The sequence below is a fragment of the Streptomyces sp. 3330 genome, assembly GCF_031456635.1.
Lineage (GTDB): Bacteria > Actinomycetota > Actinomycetes > Streptomycetales > Streptomycetaceae > Streptomyces.
In genome coordinates this window covers 201,195-219,525 of the sequence record NZ_JAVDVA010000017.1, presented here as the reverse complement: position 1 = coordinate 219,525, position 18,331 = coordinate 201,195, and the positions used below count along the sequence as shown (strand labels likewise).

The following is an 18,331-nucleotide window of genomic DNA, read 5'->3' as shown; positions in this document are numbered from 1 at the left end:
GCCGCGCCCCGCACCCCACCCCCGCCACCGAGTGGCGCGCGGCGGCCGCGCCCGCCGCGGCCGTCGCGGACGCCGGGTTGGGGGGGGGGGTGGGGGGCCCGGGGGGTGCCCGGGGGGGGCTGGGGGGCCGGCGGGCCCCCGGGGGGCCCCCCGTCCGCCCCGAGTCACGTATCAGGGGAGTCACTCCATGTACGACTACGACCTTCTGGTCGTAGGGTCGGCCAACGCCGACCTGGTGATCGACGTCGAGCGCAGGCCCGCCGCCGGTGAGACGGTGCTCGGTTCGGACCTGGCGGTCCACCCGGGCGGCAAGGGCGCGAACCAGGCCGTCGCGGCCGCCCGGCTCGGGGCCCGTACGGCCCTGCTGGCCCGGGTCGGCGACGACGCCTACGGGCGGCTGCTGCTCGACTCGCAGCGGGCGGCCGGGGTCGACCCGGCCGGCGTGCTGGTGGGCGGGGCGCCCACGGGCGTCGCGCTGATCACCGTGGACCCGTCCGGCGACAACAGCATCGTGGTGTCGCCGGGGGCGAACGGGCGGCTGACGCCGGCGGACGTCCGCGCGGCCGCCGCCCTCTTCCGCGCCTCCCGGGTGGTGTCGGCCCAGCTGGAGATCCCGCTGGAGACGGTCGTGGAGGTGGTGCGGAGCCTGGCGCCGGGCAGCCGTTTCGTGCTGAACCCGTCGCCGCCGCGCCCGTTGCCCGACGAGGTGCTGGCGGCCTGCGACCCGCTGATCGTCAACGAGCACGAGGCGAAGGTGATCCTCGGCGGGGACGGCGCGGGCGAGGAGCCCGCGGACTGGGCCCGGGCCCTGCTCGCGAAGGGGCCGAAGTCGGTGGTGGTGACGCTGGGTTCACAAGGGGCGCTGGTGGCGTCCCCGGAGGGCGTGGCGCGGATCGCGCCCGTGACGGTGGACGCCGTGGACACGACGGGCGCGGGCGACGCCTTCACGGCGGCGCTGGCCTGGCGGCTGGGCGCGGGGTCCGCGCCGGCCGAGGCGGCGGCGTACGCGGCGCGGGTCGGGGCGGCGGCCGTGACCCGGCGGGGGGCGCAGGAGTCGTTCCCGACGGCTCGGGAGGTCGAGGCCCTGCCCGGCGCCGGCGCGGGGGACGCCCCCCGGGCCCCCGGCCGGGAGCAGGACCGCGTGTCCGGGGCCGCCCCGCGAGGGGACGCCCTGTGAAGAAGGCCGGGATCCTCAACCGTCATCTCGCCGGTGCGCTGGCCGAACTGGGGCACGGGGACGGGGTGCTGGTGTGCGACGCCGGCATGCCGATACCGGACGGGCCCAAGGTGGTCGACCTCGCGTTCCTCGCCGGGGTGCCGTCGTTCGCCGAGGTGGTCGACGGGCTGCTCGCCGAGCTGGTCGTCGAGGGCGCCACGGCGGCGACGGAGGTGCGTCAGGCCAATCCCGCGGCGGCCGGGCTGCTGGACGGGCATTTCCCCGGGCTGGCCCTGGTTCCGCACGAGGAGCTGAAGAGGCTGTCCGCCGGAGCCCGGCTGGTGGTGCGCACGGGCGAGGCACGGCCGTACGCGAACGTCCTGCTCCGGTGCGGGGTGTTCTTCTGAGGTCCACCGGGCGCGGCGGAAAAGCTTCGAGGGGGTCCGGTCCGTCGACCGGGCCCCCTCGGCTTTTCCCCTCCGTACCAGAACCCCCGCGATCCCCCCGGATCCCCCTCCAGAAGCCCTGATGCCCTGTACGACACAGCGAGGCACGGAAGGGTTGTACGGCTTCCGGGAAATTTGCGGCGGCTCGTCCGGCGCGAACGGCCGAGCGAACAGAACAGGCCAGTGGCACATGCCAAACGCATCAAACACCTGTCGGGCGCATTGCATCCCTTGTAATGAACCGCGCAGGTCAAACGGGTGACGAGGGCAAATCGCCCCTCATGATGTGGTCGTTCCCACCCCTCCCACCAGGAGACGACCATGTCGGAAACAGCCGAGCCCAACGTCGGCACGTTCACCCTCGGCGCCTCGCCGGCCGTCGAGACCCTCGCCGCGGTCGAGGTTCCCGAACACAGGGAATGGATGCTGCCGAACGGCTTCGCCTGGGTGTTCCCGGGCGAGGGCAACTCCGGCGGCCTCAGCCGTCCCGTGATCATGGCCGACGGCTTCAACCTCGGCCGCAGCGAGCTCGACAAGCTCTACCAGGGGCTGGAGACCGGCGACTTCCCGCTCGTCAGCGAGCTGCGCCGGCGCGGCAGGGACGTGATCCTGCTCGGCTTCGAGGAGCGCAGCGCGTCGATCCTGGACAACGCGGAGACGGCCATGGCCGCCATCATGCGGACCATCGCCGAGCAGGTCGGCGACACCCGGCTGGTCGTCGGCGGGTTCAGCATGGGCGGCATCGTCACCCGCTACGCGCTGGCCAAGTTCGAGAGGCAGCGCATGGACCACCGCACCGGCCTGTACTTCTCGTACGACAGCCCGCACCGCGGCGCCTCCATCCCGGTCGGCGTGCAGGCGTTCTCGTACTTCATCCCGTTCCCGAACGACTTCGCGAAGCAGATGAACAGCCCGGCGGCCCGTCAGATGCTGTGGCGGCACTACGACAAGGACACCGGGAAGATCGGGGTCGCCCCGGAACGCACCGAGTTCCTGGCCGCCCTGGAACGGGTCGGCGGCTGGCCGCAGATCCCGCTCAAGATCGGCGTGGCCAACGGCCGTGCCGACGGGGTCGGACTGCCCGACGTGAAGCCCGGCGAGGTCGCGCTGCGCATCGACCGGATCTACCCCGGCACCACCTTCTACACCCAGGCCCAGGGCGACGACGTGACCGCCGCCTACCTCAACCGGCGGTTCCCGAAGGCCGACAAGACCGTCACCACCAGCGGCTTCCCCGAGCTGGACGGCGCGCCCGGCGGCACCCTGCACACCTACGAGATCCTCGCCGGAGCGATGCGCAAACTCGGCGGCACGGTGGACCTGCGGCACAAGGACGTGTGCTTCGTGCCGTCGGTGAGCGCGGTCGCCGTCCGCGACATCGAGACGCAGTCCGACCTGTACCTGAACATCGACGGACTGCCGCCGGAGGAGAGCGAGCTGGACGACTTCCTCTGTTCGCCGACGACCACGCCGCACACCGGGATCACCCAGGAGCTGTGCACCTGGCTGATGGACCGGCTGCCCGACTGACCCGCCCCTCGCCCGGACACCACCGGGGCCGCCCGTCCGCTCACAGCGACGGAGGGCGGCCCCTTCGTCACATCTCGGGGGCGGGCGGCAGGGGGTCGGCCACGAACCACCCACGCTGCGGAACGGCGTACACCCAGCGTTCGTCGGCCAACAAGCCAAGTCCACGCCGCACGGTTGTCCTCGCGATCCCGTATCGCTGAACGAGCTGCGCTTCGCTGGGCAGCATCCGCCCGGGTTGCCAATCACCGCGCAAGATCTGCGCACGCAGAATCTCGGCCAGCTGCCGGTACGGGGTCAGTGGCGCTCCATGGTCGATCTCAGCGTCAGGGTTCATGGAGTCGACGCTAGGCAACGAGAGCGCTACACACTCTTTGAGATACGACTCGCTACGAAGCGATACAAGGCGATACCATGGCACCCATGAAAGCGCCCCGGCAGGAAGGTGAAAGCTTCCGTGCCGGGGCTGAGCCGACCCTAGGAGTCGACCTATGCGCAGCCTACTGGCCGCGATCCTGAGCCTCTTCCTGCCGCCTCGCGGAGCGCACCGCGCCCTCGACCCGCTCCCGCCCGCGTTCCCGCTGCCGTCCCCGGCCGCCTCCGCGCGGCGGCCCGTGGATGTGGTCCTGGCCGACGGCCTGCCCCTGGTCAGGCCGTACCTCGCCGTCTGGGAGCGCGAACGCGACGCCCGGGACCGCCGGCACCTCCCGCGGGAACGGCACCGCACGGCGGTCCTCGCCGCCCTCGGGCAGGACCGCCTCCCCGCGGAGGCCGCCGCATGAGCACGAGGCGCTTCCGCAGCCTCGGCGTCGACCCCGCCACCGGCAAGGAGGCGTTCGTGGTCGCGCGCCCCGGCGGTGTCCTGGAGGAACTGGCCGACACGCACGCCCTGAAGGCCGCCGCCGTCCTGGTGACGGTCGTCGGCGCCGTACTGGAGGCGGCCAGGTCGTCCGACGCCGAACTCGCCGCCTTCGTACCGTCACTGCACGCGGCGCTCGAGGAATGCGTCGGCATCATGGCGGCGGACAGGGAACGCTGACGCCGAGGGGCCGCGGGCAGGGCCCGGTGCCGTCAGTCCGCCGTGTGCGTCACGAAACGTTCCGCGGTCTCGGCGAGCACCTCCCTGCCGTCCCTCGCCCACAGGGCGTCGTTGAACAGTTCGACCTCGATCGCGCCGGTGTATCCGGCCGCCGTCACATGGCCCAGCCACTCGCGCATGTCGATCGCGCCGTCGCCGATCTGGCCGCGGCCGTTGAGGACGCCCTCCGGGAGGGGGGTCGTCCAGTCGGCGAGCTGGAAGGTGTGGATCCGGCCGCCCGCGCCCGCCCGGGCGATCTGGGCGGGCGCCTGGTCGTCCCACCAGATGTGGTACGTGTCGACGGTGACGCCGACCTGGTGGGCGGGGAAGCGTTCCGCGAGGTCCAGGGCCTGGGTGAGGGTGGAGACCACGCAGCGGTCGGCGGCGTACATGGGGTGCAGCGGCTCGATGGCCAGCCTCACCCCGTGGTCCTCGGCGTACGGGCCCAGCACCGCCAGCGCGTCCGCGATGCGTTCCCGCGCGCCGTGCAGGTCCTTCGAGCCGGCCGGGAGACCGCCGGAGACCAGCACGAGGGTGTCCGTGCCGAGGGTGGCCGCCTCGTCGACGGCCCGGCGGTTGTCGGCCAGCGCGGCGGCCCGTTCGTCCGGGTCGATCGCCGTGAAGAAGCCGCCGCGGCACAGCGTCGTCACCGTCAGGCCCGCGTCGCGGACCAGCTTGGCCGTCCGCTCCACTCCGTACGTCTGCACCGGCTCGCGCCACAGGCCGACGTTGGTCACGCCCGACTCCCGGCAGGCGTCGACCAGTTCGGGCATCGACAGCTGCTTCACCGTCATCTGGTTGATGGAGAAGCGGGTCAGGTCCGGGTTGCTCACTGGGCCACTCCGTACAGGGCGAGCAGGTTCTTCATCCGTTCCTCGGCCAGCTTGGGGTCGGGGAACAGGCCCAGGCCGTCGGCGAGTTCGTAGGCGCGGGCGAAGTGCGGGAGGGAACGGGCCGACTGCAGGCCGCCGACCATCGTGAAGTGCGACTGGTGACCGGCCAGCCAGGCCAGGAACACCACGCCCGTCTTGTAGAAGCGGGTGGGGGTCTGGAAGAGGTGCCGGGACAACTCGACGGTGGGGTCGAGGAGTTCGCGGAATCCGGCCGTGTTCCCCGTGTCGAGGACCCGGACCGCCTCCGCCGCCAGCGGGCCCAGCGGGTCGAAGATGCCGAGGAGGGCGTGACTGAAGCCCTTCTCGTCGCCCGCGATCAGCTCGGGGTAGTTGAAGTCGTCACCCGTGTAGCAGCGCACGCCCTGCGGCAGCCGGCGGCGGATGTCGATCTCCCGCCCGGCGTCCAGCAGCGAGACCTTGATGCCCTCGACCTTGTCGGGATGGGCCGCGACGACCTCCAGGAAGCCGGCCGTCGCCGTGTCGAGGTCCGACGAGCCCCAGTAGCCCTCCAGCGCCGGGTCGAACATCGGGCCCAGCCAGTGCAGGACCACCGGCTCCGAGGCCTGGCGCAGGAGGTGGCCGTAGACGTCGAGGTAGTCCTCGGGGCCCGACGCGGCCGCCGCCAGGGCACGGGACGCCATCAGAATGGCCCGGGCGCCGGAGGCCTCGACGAGGGCGAGCTGCTCCTCGTAGGCCGCGCGGACCTCGGCGAGCGTCGCCGGGCCGGTGAGCTGGTCGGTGCCGACGCCGCAGGCGACGAGGCCGCCCACGGACTTCGCCTCGGCGGCCGAGCGGCGGATCAGTTCGGCGGCCCCCGCCCAGTCCAGGCCCATGCCGCGCTGGGCGGTGTCCATCGCCTCGGCGACGCCGAGCCCGTGGGACCACAGATGGCGGCGGAAGGCGAGGGTGGCGTCCCAGTCGATCGCGGCGGGCGAGTCGGGCGAGGTGTCCGCGAACGGGTCCGCGACGACGTGCGCCGCCGAGAAGACCGTACGGGAGGTGAAGGGCGCGCCCGTGGTGAGCGCGAGCGGCTCGGTGCGGGGCTCGTGGGTCCGCAGGGTCCCGTCGGCGCCGGGGAGCTGGATCGTCACAGCGTGACCTCCGGGACGTCCAGGCGCAGGCCCTCGGAGGAGGACTTCAGGCCCAGTTCGGCGAGCTGGACGCCACGGGCGCCGGCCAGCAGGTCCCAGTGGTAGGGGGCGTCGGCGTAGACGTGCTTGAGGAACAGCTCCCACTGGGCCTTGAAGCCGTTGTCGAACTCGCCGTTGTCGGGCACCTCCTGCCACTGGTCGCGGAAGACCTCGGTGGCGGGGATGTCCGGGTTCCAGACCGGCTTGGGGGTCGCGCTGCGGTGCTGGACCCGGCAGTCGCGCAGACCGGCGACCGCCGAGCCCTCCGTGCCGTCGACCTGGAACTCCACGAGCTCGTCGCGGTTGACGCGGACCGCCCAGGAGGAGTTGATCTGGGCGATGGCGCCGCCGTCGAGCTCGAAGATGCCGTAGGCGGCGTCGTCGGCCGTGGCGTCGTAGGGCTTGCCGTTCTCGTCCCAGCGCTGCGGGATGTGGGTGGTGGCGATGGCCTGGACGGACTTCACCCGGCCGAACAGCTCGTGCAGGACGTACTCCCAGTGCGGGAACATGTCGACGACGATGCCGCCGCCGTCCTCCGCGCGGTAGTTCCAGGACGGGCGCTGGGCGCCCTGCCAGTCGCCCTCGAAGACCCAGTAGCCGAACTCGCCGCGGACGGACAGGATCCGGCCGAAGAAGCCGCCGTCGATGAGGCGCTTCAGCTTCAGCAGACCCGGCAGGAACAGCTTGTCCTGGACGACGCCGTGCTTGACGCCCGCGGCGGTGGCCAGCCGGGCGAGTTCGAGGGCGCCGTCGAGGCCGGTGGCCGTCGGCTTCTCGGTGTAGACGTGCTTGCCGGCGGCGATCGCCTTCTTGATGGCCTCCTCGCGCGCCGAGGTGACCTGGGCGTCGAAGTAGATGTCGACGGTGGGGTCGGCGAGGACCTCGTCGACGTCCGTCGAGACGTGCTCCAGGCCGTGCCGGTCGGCGAGCGCCCGCAGGGCGTGCTCGCGGCGGCCGACGAGGATCGGTTCCGGCCACAGCACGGTGCCGTCGCCGAGGTCGAGCCCGCCCTGCTCGCGCAGGGCCAGGATGGAGCGGACGAGGTGCTGGCGGTAGCCCATGCGCCCCGTCACGCCGTTCATGGCGATACGCACCGTCTTGCGTGTCACGTCGGTCCCTTCGCAGGCGTAGTACGCGGTTTGCGCGCCGCGTACGCCTGTTCCTGATCAGCGTTACAGCAAGCGCTTTCTATACAAGGAGAAGCTAGCCTCTGACCAGCGGTCCGGACAAGACCGTGTCCATCTCGAGTTGTTCGAGGGGGCGAACAGCGGGGGTCCAGGGCCGTAAGGTCTGCTCGACACGCCCGGAACCAAGCCCTTGAGGCAGCTGTCTACCAGGGCGTACGACGACGTACGACGAGATGCGTGACCGGAGGACAGACGAGATGACGGTGACCCTGGCGGACGTGGCGGCCCGCGCGCAGGTCTCGCCCGCGACGGTGTCGCGCGTGCTGAACGGGAACTACCCCGTCGCCGCTACCACCAGGGAGCGGGTGCTGCGGGCGGTCGACGAGCTGGACTACGTGCTGAACGGTCCGGCGAGCGCGCTGGCCGCGGCGACGTCCGACCTGGTCGGCATCCTGGTGAACGACATCGCGGACCCCTTCTTCGGGATCATGGCGAGTGCGATCCAGTCGGAGATCGGGGGGCCGGGCGGGCGGGCCGGTGGCGAGCGGCTGGCGGTGGTCTGCAACACCGGGGGCTCGCCGGAGCGAGAGCTGACCTACCTGACGCTCCTTCAGCGGCAGCGCGCGGCAGCCGTGGTGCTGACCGGCGGCGCCATGGAGAACGAGCCGCACGCGGCGGCGGTGGCGGCGAAGCTGCGCAGACTCGGCGAGGCGGGCACGCGGATCGTGCTGTGCGGCCGGCCGCCGGCGCCGGAGACCACGGCGATCGCCCTGACCTTCGACAACCGCGGCGGCGGGCGCGAACTGACCGAGCATCTCATCGGGCTCGGCCACCGGCGGCTCGGCTACATCGCGGGCCCGGAGGAGCGGACGACCACCCGGCACCGGCTGGAGGGCCACCGGGCGGCGCTGGCCGCGGCGGGCATCGAGGAGGACCCCCGCTGGACCGTGCACGGACGGTACGACCGCCGGGCCGGCTACGAGGCGACGCTGGAACTGCTGCGCCGGGACCCCTCGCTGACCGCGGTCGTCGCCGCCAACGACTCCGTCGCCCTGGGCGCCTGCGCGGCGCTGCGCGACTCCGGCCTGCGGATCCCGGACGACGTCTCGGTCGCCGGCTTCGACGACCTCCCCTTCAGCATCGACGCGGTGCCCTCCCTCACGACGGTGCGGCTGCCGCTGGCCGAGGCCGGAGCGCGGGCGGGACGCATCGCCATGGGCCGCGAGGAACCGCCGCCCGGCGGGATCGCCACGGTGCGGGGCGAGTTGATGGTGCGGGGGTCCTCCGGAGCGCCGCGGGCCTGAAGCCCCCCCGTCCGCGACCGGGGCGAACCGGCCGCGGCCGTCCGGACCGGCGACCGCGCCGGGCACCTCACCGCGCGGGATCCGGCCGGTGACGTCGCCGGTTCCGGGCCGGGGAGCAGGCCCGGCGGCGGCCGGGCCCGGTCGGCGAGCCGCCGGACAGCCGCGGCGGCGGCCGGTGACGTCGCCGGTTCCGGGCCGGGGAGCAGGCGCGGCGACGGCCGGGCCCGGTCGGCGAGCCGCCTCGCCGGTTCCGGGCCGGGGAGCAGGCGCGGCGACGGCCGGGCCCGGTCGGCGAGCCGCCGGACAGCCGCGGCGGCGGCCGGTGACGTCGCCGGTTCCGGGACCGGGAGCAGGCGCGGCGACGGCCCCCCACTGGACCCGACCCCCGTACCGGGGTGACAGTGGTGACCATGAAGCTCGCCTTCTCCACCCTCGGTGTCCCCGGTGTTCCCCTGCCCGAGGTGCTGCGGCTCGCGGTCGCGCACGGGTACCACGGCGTGGAGCTGCGCGCCCATCCGGAGGAGCCGGTCCATCCGGGACTGGGTCCGGACGAACGGGCCGACGTCGCCGCCGGGTTCAAAGCGGCGGGCGTCGAGATCCTGGGGCTCGCGGGCTACCCGCGGGTCGCCGCGCCGGGCGACGACGGGCCCGTGATCGAGGAGATCCGGCAGCTCGTCGGCCTCGCCCGTGACCTCGGGGCGCCCTTCGTCCGCGTCTTTCCCGGCGGCGAGGACGAGCACGCCGACGCCATCGCCGCCCGGCGGCTCGGCACCGCCGCCGAGTACGCCGCCGACCTCGGCGTACGCATCCTGCTGGAGACCCACGACTCGCACCGGACCGGCGCGGACGTCACCCGCGTGCTCGGCCTGGTCGGGCATCGGCAGGTCGGTGCGCTGTGGGACGTCATGCACACCTGGCTGGGCGGCGAGCAGCCGCAGGAGACCTACGCGGCGCTCTCGCCGTATCTCGGATACGTGCAGGTCAAGGACATCGCCTCGGCCGAGGACGGCACCCCGCTGGTGCTCGGCGCCGGGGTTCTGCCGCTCGGCGAGTGCGTGGAGGTCCTCACCCGGCACGGCTGGGACGGGTGGCTGTGCTGGGAGTACGAGCGGCGCTGGCACGAGAACGCCGAGCCCCTGCCCGGGCTGCTGGGCGCGGGGCGCGAACACCTCGGACGTCTGCTGAACGACTCCGCGTGAGAACCGGGCGCCCGGCCTGACGACCGGACCTGACACCCGGCGGACCCGGCACCCGGCCTGACACCCGGGGCGGCACGAGCCCGGTGCTCGGCAGGCGTCCCGCCGGGAGTCGCGCGGGCGCCGCGCGGACCGGTCGGCCGCCGGTCCGGCCCGGTGGACGGAAGCGCGGGCGGAAGCGCGGGAGGCACAGGCGGAGGCGCGGGCGGAAGGGCGGACGGAGGCGCAGGCGGAGGAGCGGGGGGACACGGACGGAGGCGCAGGCGGAGGCGCGGGCGGAGGCGGAGGCGCGGGCGGGCGGAGGCGGAGGCGCGGGCGGAGGCGGAGGCGCGGGCGGGCGGAGGCGGAGGCGCGGGCGGGCGGGTGCCGCCCGGTAATCGACTGGCACCCCGGTCCGTGGGCGGGTTAGCCTCCGCGCCGTGTATCAGCAGCCAGCGGCGCGCCGCGCCGTCGTCCCGTCATGAGTCTCCTGTCCAGGGCCCTGGTCGACATCCGCCCTCTGCGCTCCTCCCCCGTGTTCCGGCGACTGCTGATCGGGCGCACGGTGTCCACGCTCGGTGCCTTCATGACCATGGTCACCGTCATGTACCAGGTCTGGGACACCACCCACAGCTCGGTCTGGAGCGGCGCGGTCGGGCTGGCGCAGGCGCTGCCGCTGATCGGCGTCGGGCTGTTCGCGGGCGCCTGGGTGGACCGGGCCGACCGGCGCCGCGCGTACCTCCTGAGCACCGTCGGCTCGGCTGCGTGCTCCGTCCTGCTGGCGGTGCAGGGCTTCACCGGTCGGGCGCCGGTGGCCGTCGTGCTCGCGCTGGTGGCGGTGCAGTCGTCGTTCGGGGCGATCGGCGCGCCCGCGGCGGGCGTGTTCCTGCCCCGGCTGCTGCCCAAGGACCAGGTGGCCGCCGGTCTCGCCCTGAACCAGGTCACCGGCCAGGCGATGATGCTGCTCGGCCCGGCCGTGGCCGGCGTCGTGCTCGGCTGGTGGGGCGTCGGCGTGTGCTACCTGGTCGACGCCCTCACGTTCGGCATGGCCTTCTACGGCGCCTACGGGCTGCCCGCGCTGCCGCCCGAGGGCGAGAAGTCCCGACCCGGTGTCCACGGCGTCCTGGACGGGCTGCGCTTCCTGACCGGGCACCGGGTGGTGCGCGGGGCGCTGCTGGTCGACCTGGCCGCCACCGTGCTGGCGATGCCGGCCAGCCTGTTCCCGCTCGTCAACGAGGAGCGCTTCGGCGGCGACCCGCGCACGCTCGGTCTGTTCCTGTCCGCGCTCGCCGTGGGCGGAGTGGCGGCGACCGCCCTCTCCGGACCGGTCACCCGGCTCGCCCGCCCCGGCCCGGTGATGCTCTGCTCCGCGGGTGTCTGGGGCGCGGCCCTCGCCCTGTTCGGCCTGACGACCAGCGCCTGGGCCGGTCTGGGCATGCTGGCGGTGGCCGGTGCGGCGGACTCGGTGGCCGTGCTGTCCCGGGCCACCATCGTGCAGACCCGCACCCCGGACGCATTGCTGGGCCGGGTGACGGCGGCCGAGACGATCGTCGGTCAGGCGGGGCCCAACCTCGGCAACCTGCGCGGCGGTGTGGTGGCGGGCTGGACCTCGGGCACGACCGCGCTGATCACCGGCGGCCTGATGTGCCTGGCGGCGGTCACCGCGGTCGCCACGACGACCCCGGAGCTGCGCGGCGGCCGCGCGACCGGCACGGATCCGCGGGCCCCCGGCCGGCGGAGTCCGGGACGGAAGGCCCCGGGCCCGCAGGCCCCGGGCCCGGTCGCCCCGCGACCGCCGGCCTCGGACCCGGACGCCCCGCGACCGCCGGCCTCGGACCCGGACGCCCCGCGACCGCCGGCCTCGGACCCGCGCTCGGACGCTTGCGTCGGTCCGGCCGTCACCCCGCCGGTCTCCCCACCCGCCACACCCGTCGTCACCCCACCCGCCACACCCGTCGTCACCCCACCCGTACCCGTCCCCCCACCGGTCGCCCCGGTCGCCCCGGCCGCCGCGCCGCCCGCTCCCGCGCCATGAGCTTCGCCTCCGCGTCCGGACACCACTCCGGCGCCGACGGCCAGGAGCCGTGACCGGCCTCCAGGTCGAGGCGGGACAGGGCGACAGGTGGGACACGGCGGGGCGAGGCGAGTGGTGCGGGGCCGCGCGAGGGCACGGCGAGGCGGGATCAGGGGTACGCGCCGCCCGGCGGGAGAGCGGTTCCCGGCGCCGGGGACGGCAGCTTCCCGGGCCGGGCGGATCGCCGTGGCGCGTGGCCGGCGGCGCTCACCGCCCGCTCGGCAGGAATCCCGCCACCCGTTCCGTCAGCCGGCGCTCGCACAGCGGCCATTCCTCCTCCGTGACGGAGAAGATCGCGGAGTCGCGCAGGCGGTCGTCCTCGCCCGGCGCCCAGGAGCGGGACCAGTTGCGCAGGACACCCTCGAAACGGGCGCCGACGCTCGCGATGGCCGCGCGGGAACGGGCGTTGCGGGCGTCCGTCTTCAGGTCCACCCGGGAGACGCCCCAGTGCGCGAAGGCGTGCCGGAAGAGCAGCAGCTTGGCCTCGGCGTTGATGCCCGTGCCCTGGGCGGAACCGGCCAGCCAGGTGAAACCGATCTCGACGGCGTCCAGGCGATCGTCGGTCCGCCAGGACCGCGGCTCCCAGTACGAGGTCGCGCCGACCGCCCGGCCGGTGGCGAGGGAGATCTGCGCGTAGGGAGCGAGACTGCCGGTCGCCGCGCGGGCGAGCTGGGCGTCGACGTAGTCACCGACCTCGTGCGCCCTCGGCACCCAGGTGAACTCGTACGTCCGCCGGTTCTCCTCCGCCGCCACCGCCAGCTCGGCCGCGTGCCGGTGTCCGAGCGGTTCCAGGCGCACCAGCGCGCCTTCGAGGACCGGACCCTCCAGCCTGAAACTCACCCGTCGCTGTCCTTCCGCAGTACCTTCGCCAGCTCCGCGAACGCCTCGTGGAAACCGGGGAAAGTCTTGCGGACGCAGCCGGGGTCGTCGAACGAGATTCCGGGGACGCGCAGTCCGGTCACCGCGAAGGACATGACGATGCGGTGGTCGCCGTAGGTCTTGATGTCGGCGCCCGTGAGGGAACCGTCCGCGCCGGGCCTGATCTCGATCCAGTCGGGGCCGGTCGCCACCTCGGCGCCCAGCCGCCGGAGGTTCTCCGCGCACGCGTCGAGGCGGTCGCACTCCTTCACCCGCGTGTTCGCGACGTCCTCGATGCGTACGGGGCCGGAGGCGAAGGGGGCGATCGCGGCGAGGGTCGGCATGGTGTCGGAGATGTCCCGCATGTTGACCGTGACGCCGTGGAGTCCACCGGTCCCGGCCACGGTCGTGCGGTCCGCGCCGACGTCCACCCGGGCGCCCATCCGGCGCAGTACGTCCACGAAGCCCAGGTCGCCCTGGAGCGCGCGCTCGCCGAGGCCCGGGACGGTCACCTCGCCGCCGGTCAGCGCGGCCGCCGCGAAGAAGTAGCTCGCGGTGGAGGCGTCGGGTTCGATCGCGTAGGTCGTGGCCCGGTAGCCGCCCGGCGGGACGACGTAGGTGTTCCCCTCGCGCCCCACCTCCACCCCGAACGCCCGCATCATCGCGATCGTGATCTCGACGTAGGGCACCGAGACCAGGTCCGTGACCGTGACGCGCAGGCCGCTGCGGGTCAGCGGGCCGAGCAGGAGGAGCGCGGTCAGGTACTGGGAGGACTGGCCGGCGTCCAGCACCACGTCCCCGCCCTCGACGCCGGCCGCCCGCACGGTCAGCGGGTGGTGGCCCTCCGCCTCCTCGTGCCGCAGGTCCACGCCCAGGTCGCGCAGGGCGCGGGTGAGCGGGAGGAGGGGGCGGCGACGCATCTGCGGGGAGGCGTCGAAGCGGTAGGTGCCGTGACCGGCGGCGGCGAGCGTGGGCAGGAAGCGGGCCGTGGTCGCGCCGTCCCGGCAGTAGACCTCGGCCTCGGCGAGCGCCGGGCCCTGCGGGCGGCCGTCGACCTGCCAGGCGTCCGGCGTCCGCCCCACGCGGTAGCCGAGCCGGACCAGGCCCTCGGCGAACCCCTCGGTGTCGTCGGAGCGGAGGGGGCGCAGGAGGGTGGTGACGCCGTCGGCTGCCGCCGCGAGGAACAGGGCGCGGGCGGTGAGGGACTTGGAACCGGGGATGTCGACGAGGGCCATGCCCCTCATGATCCCGCGCCGGTCCGCTCAGGCGCCGGTACGTCCACGGGATGGACGGGTGTCGGAAGGGTTCCCTCCGGCCGAACGGCGGCGTCGGCGGCGGGTCGGGGAGCGGGCCGGGGGACGTGGTCGGCGGCGGGTCGGGGAGCGGGCCGGGCGGCCCTCCCGGCCGGTGCGAGCGACGCCAGAGCCACGCCGCCCACCAGCAGCGCCGCCGCGCACCAGCGCAGGCCGCTCACCGGCTCGCCGAGGAACAGGGCGGCCGACGTCATGCCGAAGACGGGGACCAGGAGGGAGAAGGGGGCCACCGTGGACGCCGGGTGACGGCGCAGCAGCCAGCCCCAGGCGCCGAAGCCGAAGACCGTGGTGACCCAGGCGACGTAGCCCACCGTCCCGGCGCCCTGCCAGTCCAGCGCGCGCAGCGCGGCCAGGTCCCGCGACGGGCCCTCGGTCAGCAGGGAGAGGGCGAGCAGCGGCAGCACCGGGACCGTGCTCACCCACACCATGAAGTTCAGCGCGTCCGGCGGGGAAGCCTTGCGGGTCAGGACGTTCGACGCGCCCCAGCAGGCCGCCGCCGCGATGACCAGCGCGAACGCGCCGAGTGAGCCGGTGGCGCCCTCGTCGGCCGCGGCCACCCCGATCCCGGCGAGGGCCACGGCCATGCCCAGCAGCCGGACCCGGGTCGGGCGTTCACCGAGCACCGCGCACGCGAGGGCGGCCGTGAACACCGACTGGATCTGGAGGACCAGCGACGACAGACCGGCCGGCATGCCCGCGTCCATGCCGACGAACAGCAGCCCGAACTTCGCCACCCCCAGCACCAGGCCCACCGCGACGATCCACTTCCAGGCCACCTTCGGGCGGCCCACGAAGAACACGGCGGGCAGGGCCGCCACCAGGAATCGCAGGGCCGAGAAGAGCAGCGGCGGGAAGTGGCCGAGACCGATCTCGACGACGGTGAAGTTGACGCCCCACACGGCGGCGACGAGGACGGCGAGGGCGAGGTGAGCGGGGCGCATGAGCCGAGGATCACCCGCCCGGACCGTGTAGCACCAGCGATGATTGCTGCATGGTTGGATGAAGGAACGCTACCGATCGGACTCACGGTGCTCGACCTCCAGCGACTGCGCGCCCTGCACGCCGTCTCCGTCCACGGCACCGTGGGCGCGGCGGCCGCCGCTCTCGGATACACCCCGTCGGCGGTCTCCCAGCAGATCACCAAGCTGGAACGGGAGACCCGGACGGTGCTGCTGGAGCGGGCGGGGCGCGGGGTCCGGCTCACCGACGAGGCGCTTCAACTCGCCGCCACGGCGAAGGAGTTGCTGGCGATCGTCGAGCGGGCCGAGACCGGGCTCGAAGAGCGGCGCGGGGTGCCGGCCGGGCGGCTGACCATCGCCGCGTTCGCCTCGGCGGCGCGCGGACTGCTGCCCCGCGTCCTCGCCGATCTGGCCCGTCGGCACCCGGCCCTGGACGCGCGGCTCACCGAGGTCGACCCGCACCTGTCCGTGGATCTGGTGGCGAAGGGGGCCGTCGACCTCGCCGTCGCGCACGACTGGGACATCGTGCCGCTGCCCGCTCCGGCGGGTGTCGAGCACGCGGTGATCGGCGACGACGCGTGCGATCTGCTGGTGCCCGAGGGCCATCCCTTCGCGGGGCGGACGGGCGTGCGGCGGGAGGAGCTGGGCGGGGAGCGGTGGATCTGCCAGCCGCCGGGCCGGGTCTGTCACGACTGGCTGGTGCGCACGCTGCGGACGGCGGGGCACGAGCCCGACCTCGTCCACACGGCCGAGGAGAATCCGACCCTCGTCGCCCTGGTGGCCGCCGGTCTCGGGGTCGCGCTGATCCCCCGCCTCGGGCGCGGTCCGCTGCCCGCCGGGGTCGTGGAGGTCCCGCTCGACCCGACGCCGGTGCGGCGGCTGTACGCGCTGTGGCGCACGGGGGCGGCCCGGCGTCCGGCGATCGCGGAGGCGGTACGGGTGCTGCGGGAGGAATGGCCGAGGGCGTCGGCCCACCAGCCCCCCGCCCACTAGCCCCTCGGCCACCGGCCCTGCGCCGACCTCCCCTCGACCACCGGCCACCGGCCCTGCGCCCGCCTCCCTCGGCCACCGGCCCCGCACGCCCCGGCCCCTCGCCCACCGGCCCTGCGCCCTCGGCCCCTGGACCACCGACCCTGCGCCCCCTCGCCCCCTCGGCCCCTCGCCCCCTCGCCCCCTCGCCCCCTCGGCCCCTCGGCCCCTCGGCCGCCGGCCCTGCGTCCCCGCCCCCGGCCACCGACCCCGCACCCACCGACCCCTCGCTGATCGGCCCCTCTGGCGGAGCCGCGGCCGACGGCGGTCGCCGAACCGCCTCTCCGCCGCACCGCGGCCCGGCGACCCGGCCCTCATCGGCGCGCCCCCCTTCCATGCGCCGATGACGGCGCCTTCCACGGGTAGCGTGCGCCACCGGCCCCCCACCGGAAGGAGCGCCCATGCCCTCCAGACGCACCGTCCTCGCCGCCGGCGCAGGCGTCACCGCCGCCCTCGCCGTCGGCGGCCCCGCGCACGCGGACGACCGTCGTCCCGGCGAACTCCTCGCCCGTATGACCCTGGAGGAGAAGGTCGGCCAGGTCTTCGTCTCGCGGGTGTACGGCCACTCGGCGACCGCGCCCGACCAGGCCGACGTCGACGCCAACCTCGCTGAACTCGGCGTCCGCACGGCCGCCGAGCTGCTCGCCCGCTACCGGCTCGGCGGGATCGTCTACTTCGGCTGGGCGCACAACGTCCGCGACCCGCGACAGATCGCGGACCTCTCCGACGGCATCCAGCGGGCCTCCCTCCGGCAGCCGCGCGGCCTGCCGGTGCTGATCTCCACCGACCAGGAGCACGGCGCCGTCTGCCGGGTGGGCCGCCCGGCCACCCTCTTCCCGGGCGCCATGGCGATCGGCGCCGGGGGCAGCCGCGGCGACGCCCGTACCCTCGGCCGCCTCGCCGGCCGTGAGCTGCGCGCGATGGGCGTCCGGCAGGACTACTCCCCCGTCGCGGACGTCAACGTGAACCCGGCCAACCCGGTCATCGGCGTGCGGTCCTTCGGCGCCGACCCTGCCGCGGTGGCCGCCCTGGTCGCGGCGGAGGCCGAGGGTTACCGGGCGGCGGGAGTGGCGGCGACCGCCAAGCACTTCCCCGGGCACGGCGACACCGCCGTCGACAGCCACACCGGCTTCCCCGTCATCACCCACTCGCGCGAGGAGTGGGAGACGCTGGACGCGGCGCCCTTCCGGGCGGCGATCGCGGCCGGCGTCGACTCCCTGATGACCGCGCACATCCTGGTGCCCTCCCTGGACGCCTCCGGCGACCCCGCCACCCTCTCCCGGCCCATCGTCACCGGCATCCTGCGCGAGCGGCTCGGCTTCGACGGGGTCGTGGTCACCGACGCCCTCGACATGGCGGGCGTGCGCACGAAGTACGGCGACGACCGGGTGCCGGTGCTCGCGCTGAAGGCGGGCGTCGACCAGCTCCTCAACCCGCCGGACCTGGACGTGGCCTGGCACGCCGTACTGAAGGCCGTACGGGAGGGCGAGCTCACGGAGGAGCGGCTCGACGCGTCGGTCCTGCGGATCCTGCGGCTGAAGTCGCGGCTGGGGCTGTTCGACGACCCGTACACCGGCCCGGGCGAAGCGGAACGGACGGTCGGGGCGCCGGAGCACCTCGCCGCCGCCGACCGGATGGCCGAGCGGACCACCACGCTGCTGGTCAACGAGGGTCCGCTGCTGCCGCTTTCGCCCAGGACCCACCCCCGGCTCCTGGTGGTCGGCGCCGACCCGGCCTCCCCCACCGGCACCACGGGCCCGCCCACCGGTGTCCTGGCCGCCGCCCTCACCGGACTGGGGTTCACGGCGACGGCCCTGGCCACGGGCACGGCGCCCTCCGCCGAGACGATCGCCGCGGCGGTGACGGCCGCGGGCGGAGCGGACGCCGTGGTGGTCGCGACCTGCAACGTCACGGCGGCGGACGCGCAGCGGACGCTGGTGGCTCAACTGGCGGCGACCGGACGGCCGGTGGTGGCGGTGGCCGTCCGCAACCCGTACGACGTGGCGCACCTCCCGGCCGTCCGGGCCTTCCTTGCGGCCTACTCCTGGACCGACGTCGAACTGCGGGCCGCGGCCCGGGTGATCGCCGGGACGGTCGGACCGCGCGGGAGGCTGCCGGTGCCCGTGCGGCGGGCGGACGATCCGGCGCGGGTGCTGTACCCGATCGGACACGGCCTGACGTACTAGGCCCGGTCCGCGGCGAAGCGCCGTCCGCCCGCGGGGCGGGACCCGCTGCCTCCGGTGCGGGCGGGCCCGGCGAGGG

General features: G+C 74.6%; 16 protein-coding genes and 1 pseudogene. 10 read left to right on the top strand and 7 right to left on the bottom strand.

The features are described 5' to 3' along the window. The first annotated feature begins 187 nt into the window (after positions 1-187). The 3 genes from J2X68_RS26945 (at position 188) to J2X68_RS26935 (ending at position 3,132) form a co-directional block, all read left to right on the top strand. On the top strand, positions 188-1,177 hold the full coding sequence (locus J2X68_RS26945) for a ribokinase (protein ID WP_310435146.1): 990 nt from the start codon (positions 188-190) through the stop codon (positions 1,175-1,177). Then, positions 1,174-1,563 carry a D-ribose pyranase gene (gene rbsD, locus J2X68_RS26940; protein WP_310435145.1) on the top strand — a complete coding sequence of 130 codons (390 nt, stop codon included), beginning with the start codon at positions 1,174-1,176 and terminating at the stop codon, positions 1,561-1,563. Before J2X68_RS26945 ends, rbsD begins: the two co-directional genes overlap by 4 nt. A gap of 360 nt (positions 1,564-1,923) precedes the next feature. After that, on the top strand, positions 1,924-3,132 hold the full coding sequence (locus tag J2X68_RS26935; protein ID WP_310435144.1) for a hypothetical protein: 1,209 nt from the start codon (positions 1,924-1,926) through the stop codon (positions 3,130-3,132). 67 nt (positions 3,133-3,199) lie between these two features. Here J2X68_RS26935 and J2X68_RS26930 read toward each other — a convergent pair whose 3' ends face one another. Beyond that, positions 3,200-3,466 (bottom strand): GntR family transcriptional regulator, encoded by a 267-nt coding sequence (locus J2X68_RS26930; RefSeq protein ID WP_310435143.1) that lies wholly within the window; start codon positions 3,464-3,466, stop codon positions 3,200-3,202. A gap of 154 nt (positions 3,467-3,620) precedes the next feature. On the opposite strand from J2X68_RS26930, the gene J2X68_RS26925 reads away from it, so the two are divergent. After that, on the top strand, positions 3,621-3,911 hold the full coding sequence (locus J2X68_RS26925; protein ID WP_310435142.1) for a hypothetical protein: 291 nt from the start codon (positions 3,621-3,623) through the stop codon (positions 3,909-3,911). After that, positions 3,908-4,168, top strand: coding sequence for a hypothetical protein (locus tag J2X68_RS26920; RefSeq protein WP_310435141.1), 261 nt, complete (start codon positions 3,908-3,910; stop codon positions 4,166-4,168). Before J2X68_RS26925 ends, J2X68_RS26920 begins: the two co-directional genes overlap by 4 nt. A 32-nt stretch (positions 4,169-4,200) precedes the next feature. Here the strand turns inward: J2X68_RS26920 and J2X68_RS26915 are convergent, their stop codons facing one another. From J2X68_RS26915 to J2X68_RS26905, 3 genes are read right to left on the bottom strand one after another with little or no spacing between them, the layout of a single operon-like run. Beyond that, complete coding sequence (locus tag J2X68_RS26915; protein ID WP_399040918.1) at positions 4,201-5,001, bottom strand: sugar phosphate isomerase/epimerase family protein; 801 nt, start codon at positions 4,999-5,001, stop codon at positions 4,201-4,203. Positions 5,002-5,036: 35 nt separating this feature from the next. Further along, positions 5,037-6,191 (bottom strand): dihydrodipicolinate synthase family protein, encoded by a 1,155-nt coding sequence (locus J2X68_RS26910; protein ID WP_310435139.1) that lies wholly within the window; start codon positions 6,189-6,191, stop codon positions 5,037-5,039. After that, the gene (locus J2X68_RS26905; RefSeq protein WP_310435138.1) at positions 6,188-7,339 is read right to left on the bottom strand and encodes a Gfo/Idh/MocA family oxidoreductase; all 1,152 of its coding nucleotides are present in this window, start codon (positions 7,337-7,339) and stop codon (positions 6,188-6,190) included. The genes J2X68_RS26910 and J2X68_RS26905 overlap by 4 nt, the downstream gene beginning before the upstream one ends. Positions 7,340-7,614: 275 nt before the next feature. On the opposite strand from J2X68_RS26905, the gene J2X68_RS26900 reads away from it, so the two are divergent. The 3 genes and pseudogenes from J2X68_RS26900 to J2X68_RS26890 all read left to right on the top strand — a co-directional run. Beyond that, positions 7,615-8,661: a LacI family DNA-binding transcriptional regulator gene (locus J2X68_RS26900; RefSeq protein WP_310435137.1), complete on the top strand. Its 1,047-nt coding sequence runs from the start codon at positions 7,615-7,617 to the stop codon at positions 8,659-8,661. A gap of 410 nt (positions 8,662-9,071) precedes the next feature. Next, positions 9,072-9,860 carry a sugar phosphate isomerase/epimerase family protein gene (locus J2X68_RS26895; RefSeq protein ID WP_310435136.1) on the top strand — a complete coding sequence of 263 codons (789 nt, stop codon included), beginning with the start codon at positions 9,072-9,074 and terminating at the stop codon, positions 9,858-9,860. Positions 9,861-10,317: 457 nt separating this feature from the next. After that, positions 10,318-11,535, top strand: a pseudogene (locus tag J2X68_RS26890) (MFS transporter); the annotation flags it as partial. 582 nt (positions 11,536-12,117) lie between these two features. Here J2X68_RS26890 and J2X68_RS26885 read toward each other — a convergent pair. The 3 genes from J2X68_RS26885 to J2X68_RS26875 are packed head-to-tail and all read right to left on the bottom strand — an operon-like array spanning position 12,118 to position 15,022. Next, positions 12,118-12,750 (bottom strand): GNAT family protein, encoded by a 633-nt coding sequence (locus J2X68_RS26885; RefSeq protein ID WP_310435135.1) that lies wholly within the window; start codon positions 12,748-12,750, stop codon positions 12,118-12,120. Next, positions 12,747-14,003: a 3-phosphoshikimate 1-carboxyvinyltransferase gene (aroA, locus tag J2X68_RS26880; RefSeq protein ID WP_310435134.1), complete on the bottom strand. Its 1,257-nt coding sequence runs from the start codon at positions 14,001-14,003 to the stop codon at positions 12,747-12,749. The genes J2X68_RS26885 and aroA overlap by 4 nt, the downstream gene beginning before the upstream one ends. 5 nt (positions 14,004-14,008) lie before the next feature. Then, positions 14,009-15,022: an EamA family transporter gene (locus J2X68_RS26875; protein ID WP_310435133.1), complete on the bottom strand. Its 1,014-nt coding sequence runs from the start codon at positions 15,020-15,022 to the stop codon at positions 14,009-14,011. Between the two features lie 87 nt (positions 15,023-15,109). On the opposite strand from J2X68_RS26875, the gene J2X68_RS26870 reads away from it, so the two are divergent. Continuing rightward, positions 15,110-16,033 (top strand): LysR family transcriptional regulator, encoded by a 924-nt coding sequence (locus J2X68_RS26870; RefSeq protein ID WP_310435163.1) that lies wholly within the window; start codon positions 15,110-15,112, stop codon positions 16,031-16,033. A 437-nt stretch (positions 16,034-16,470) separates the two neighbouring features. Then, positions 16,471-18,255: a glycoside hydrolase family 3 protein gene (locus tag J2X68_RS26865; RefSeq protein ID WP_310435132.1), complete on the top strand. Its 1,785-nt coding sequence runs from the start codon at positions 16,471-16,473 to the stop codon at positions 18,253-18,255. Positions 18,256-18,331 lie beyond the last annotated feature (76 nt).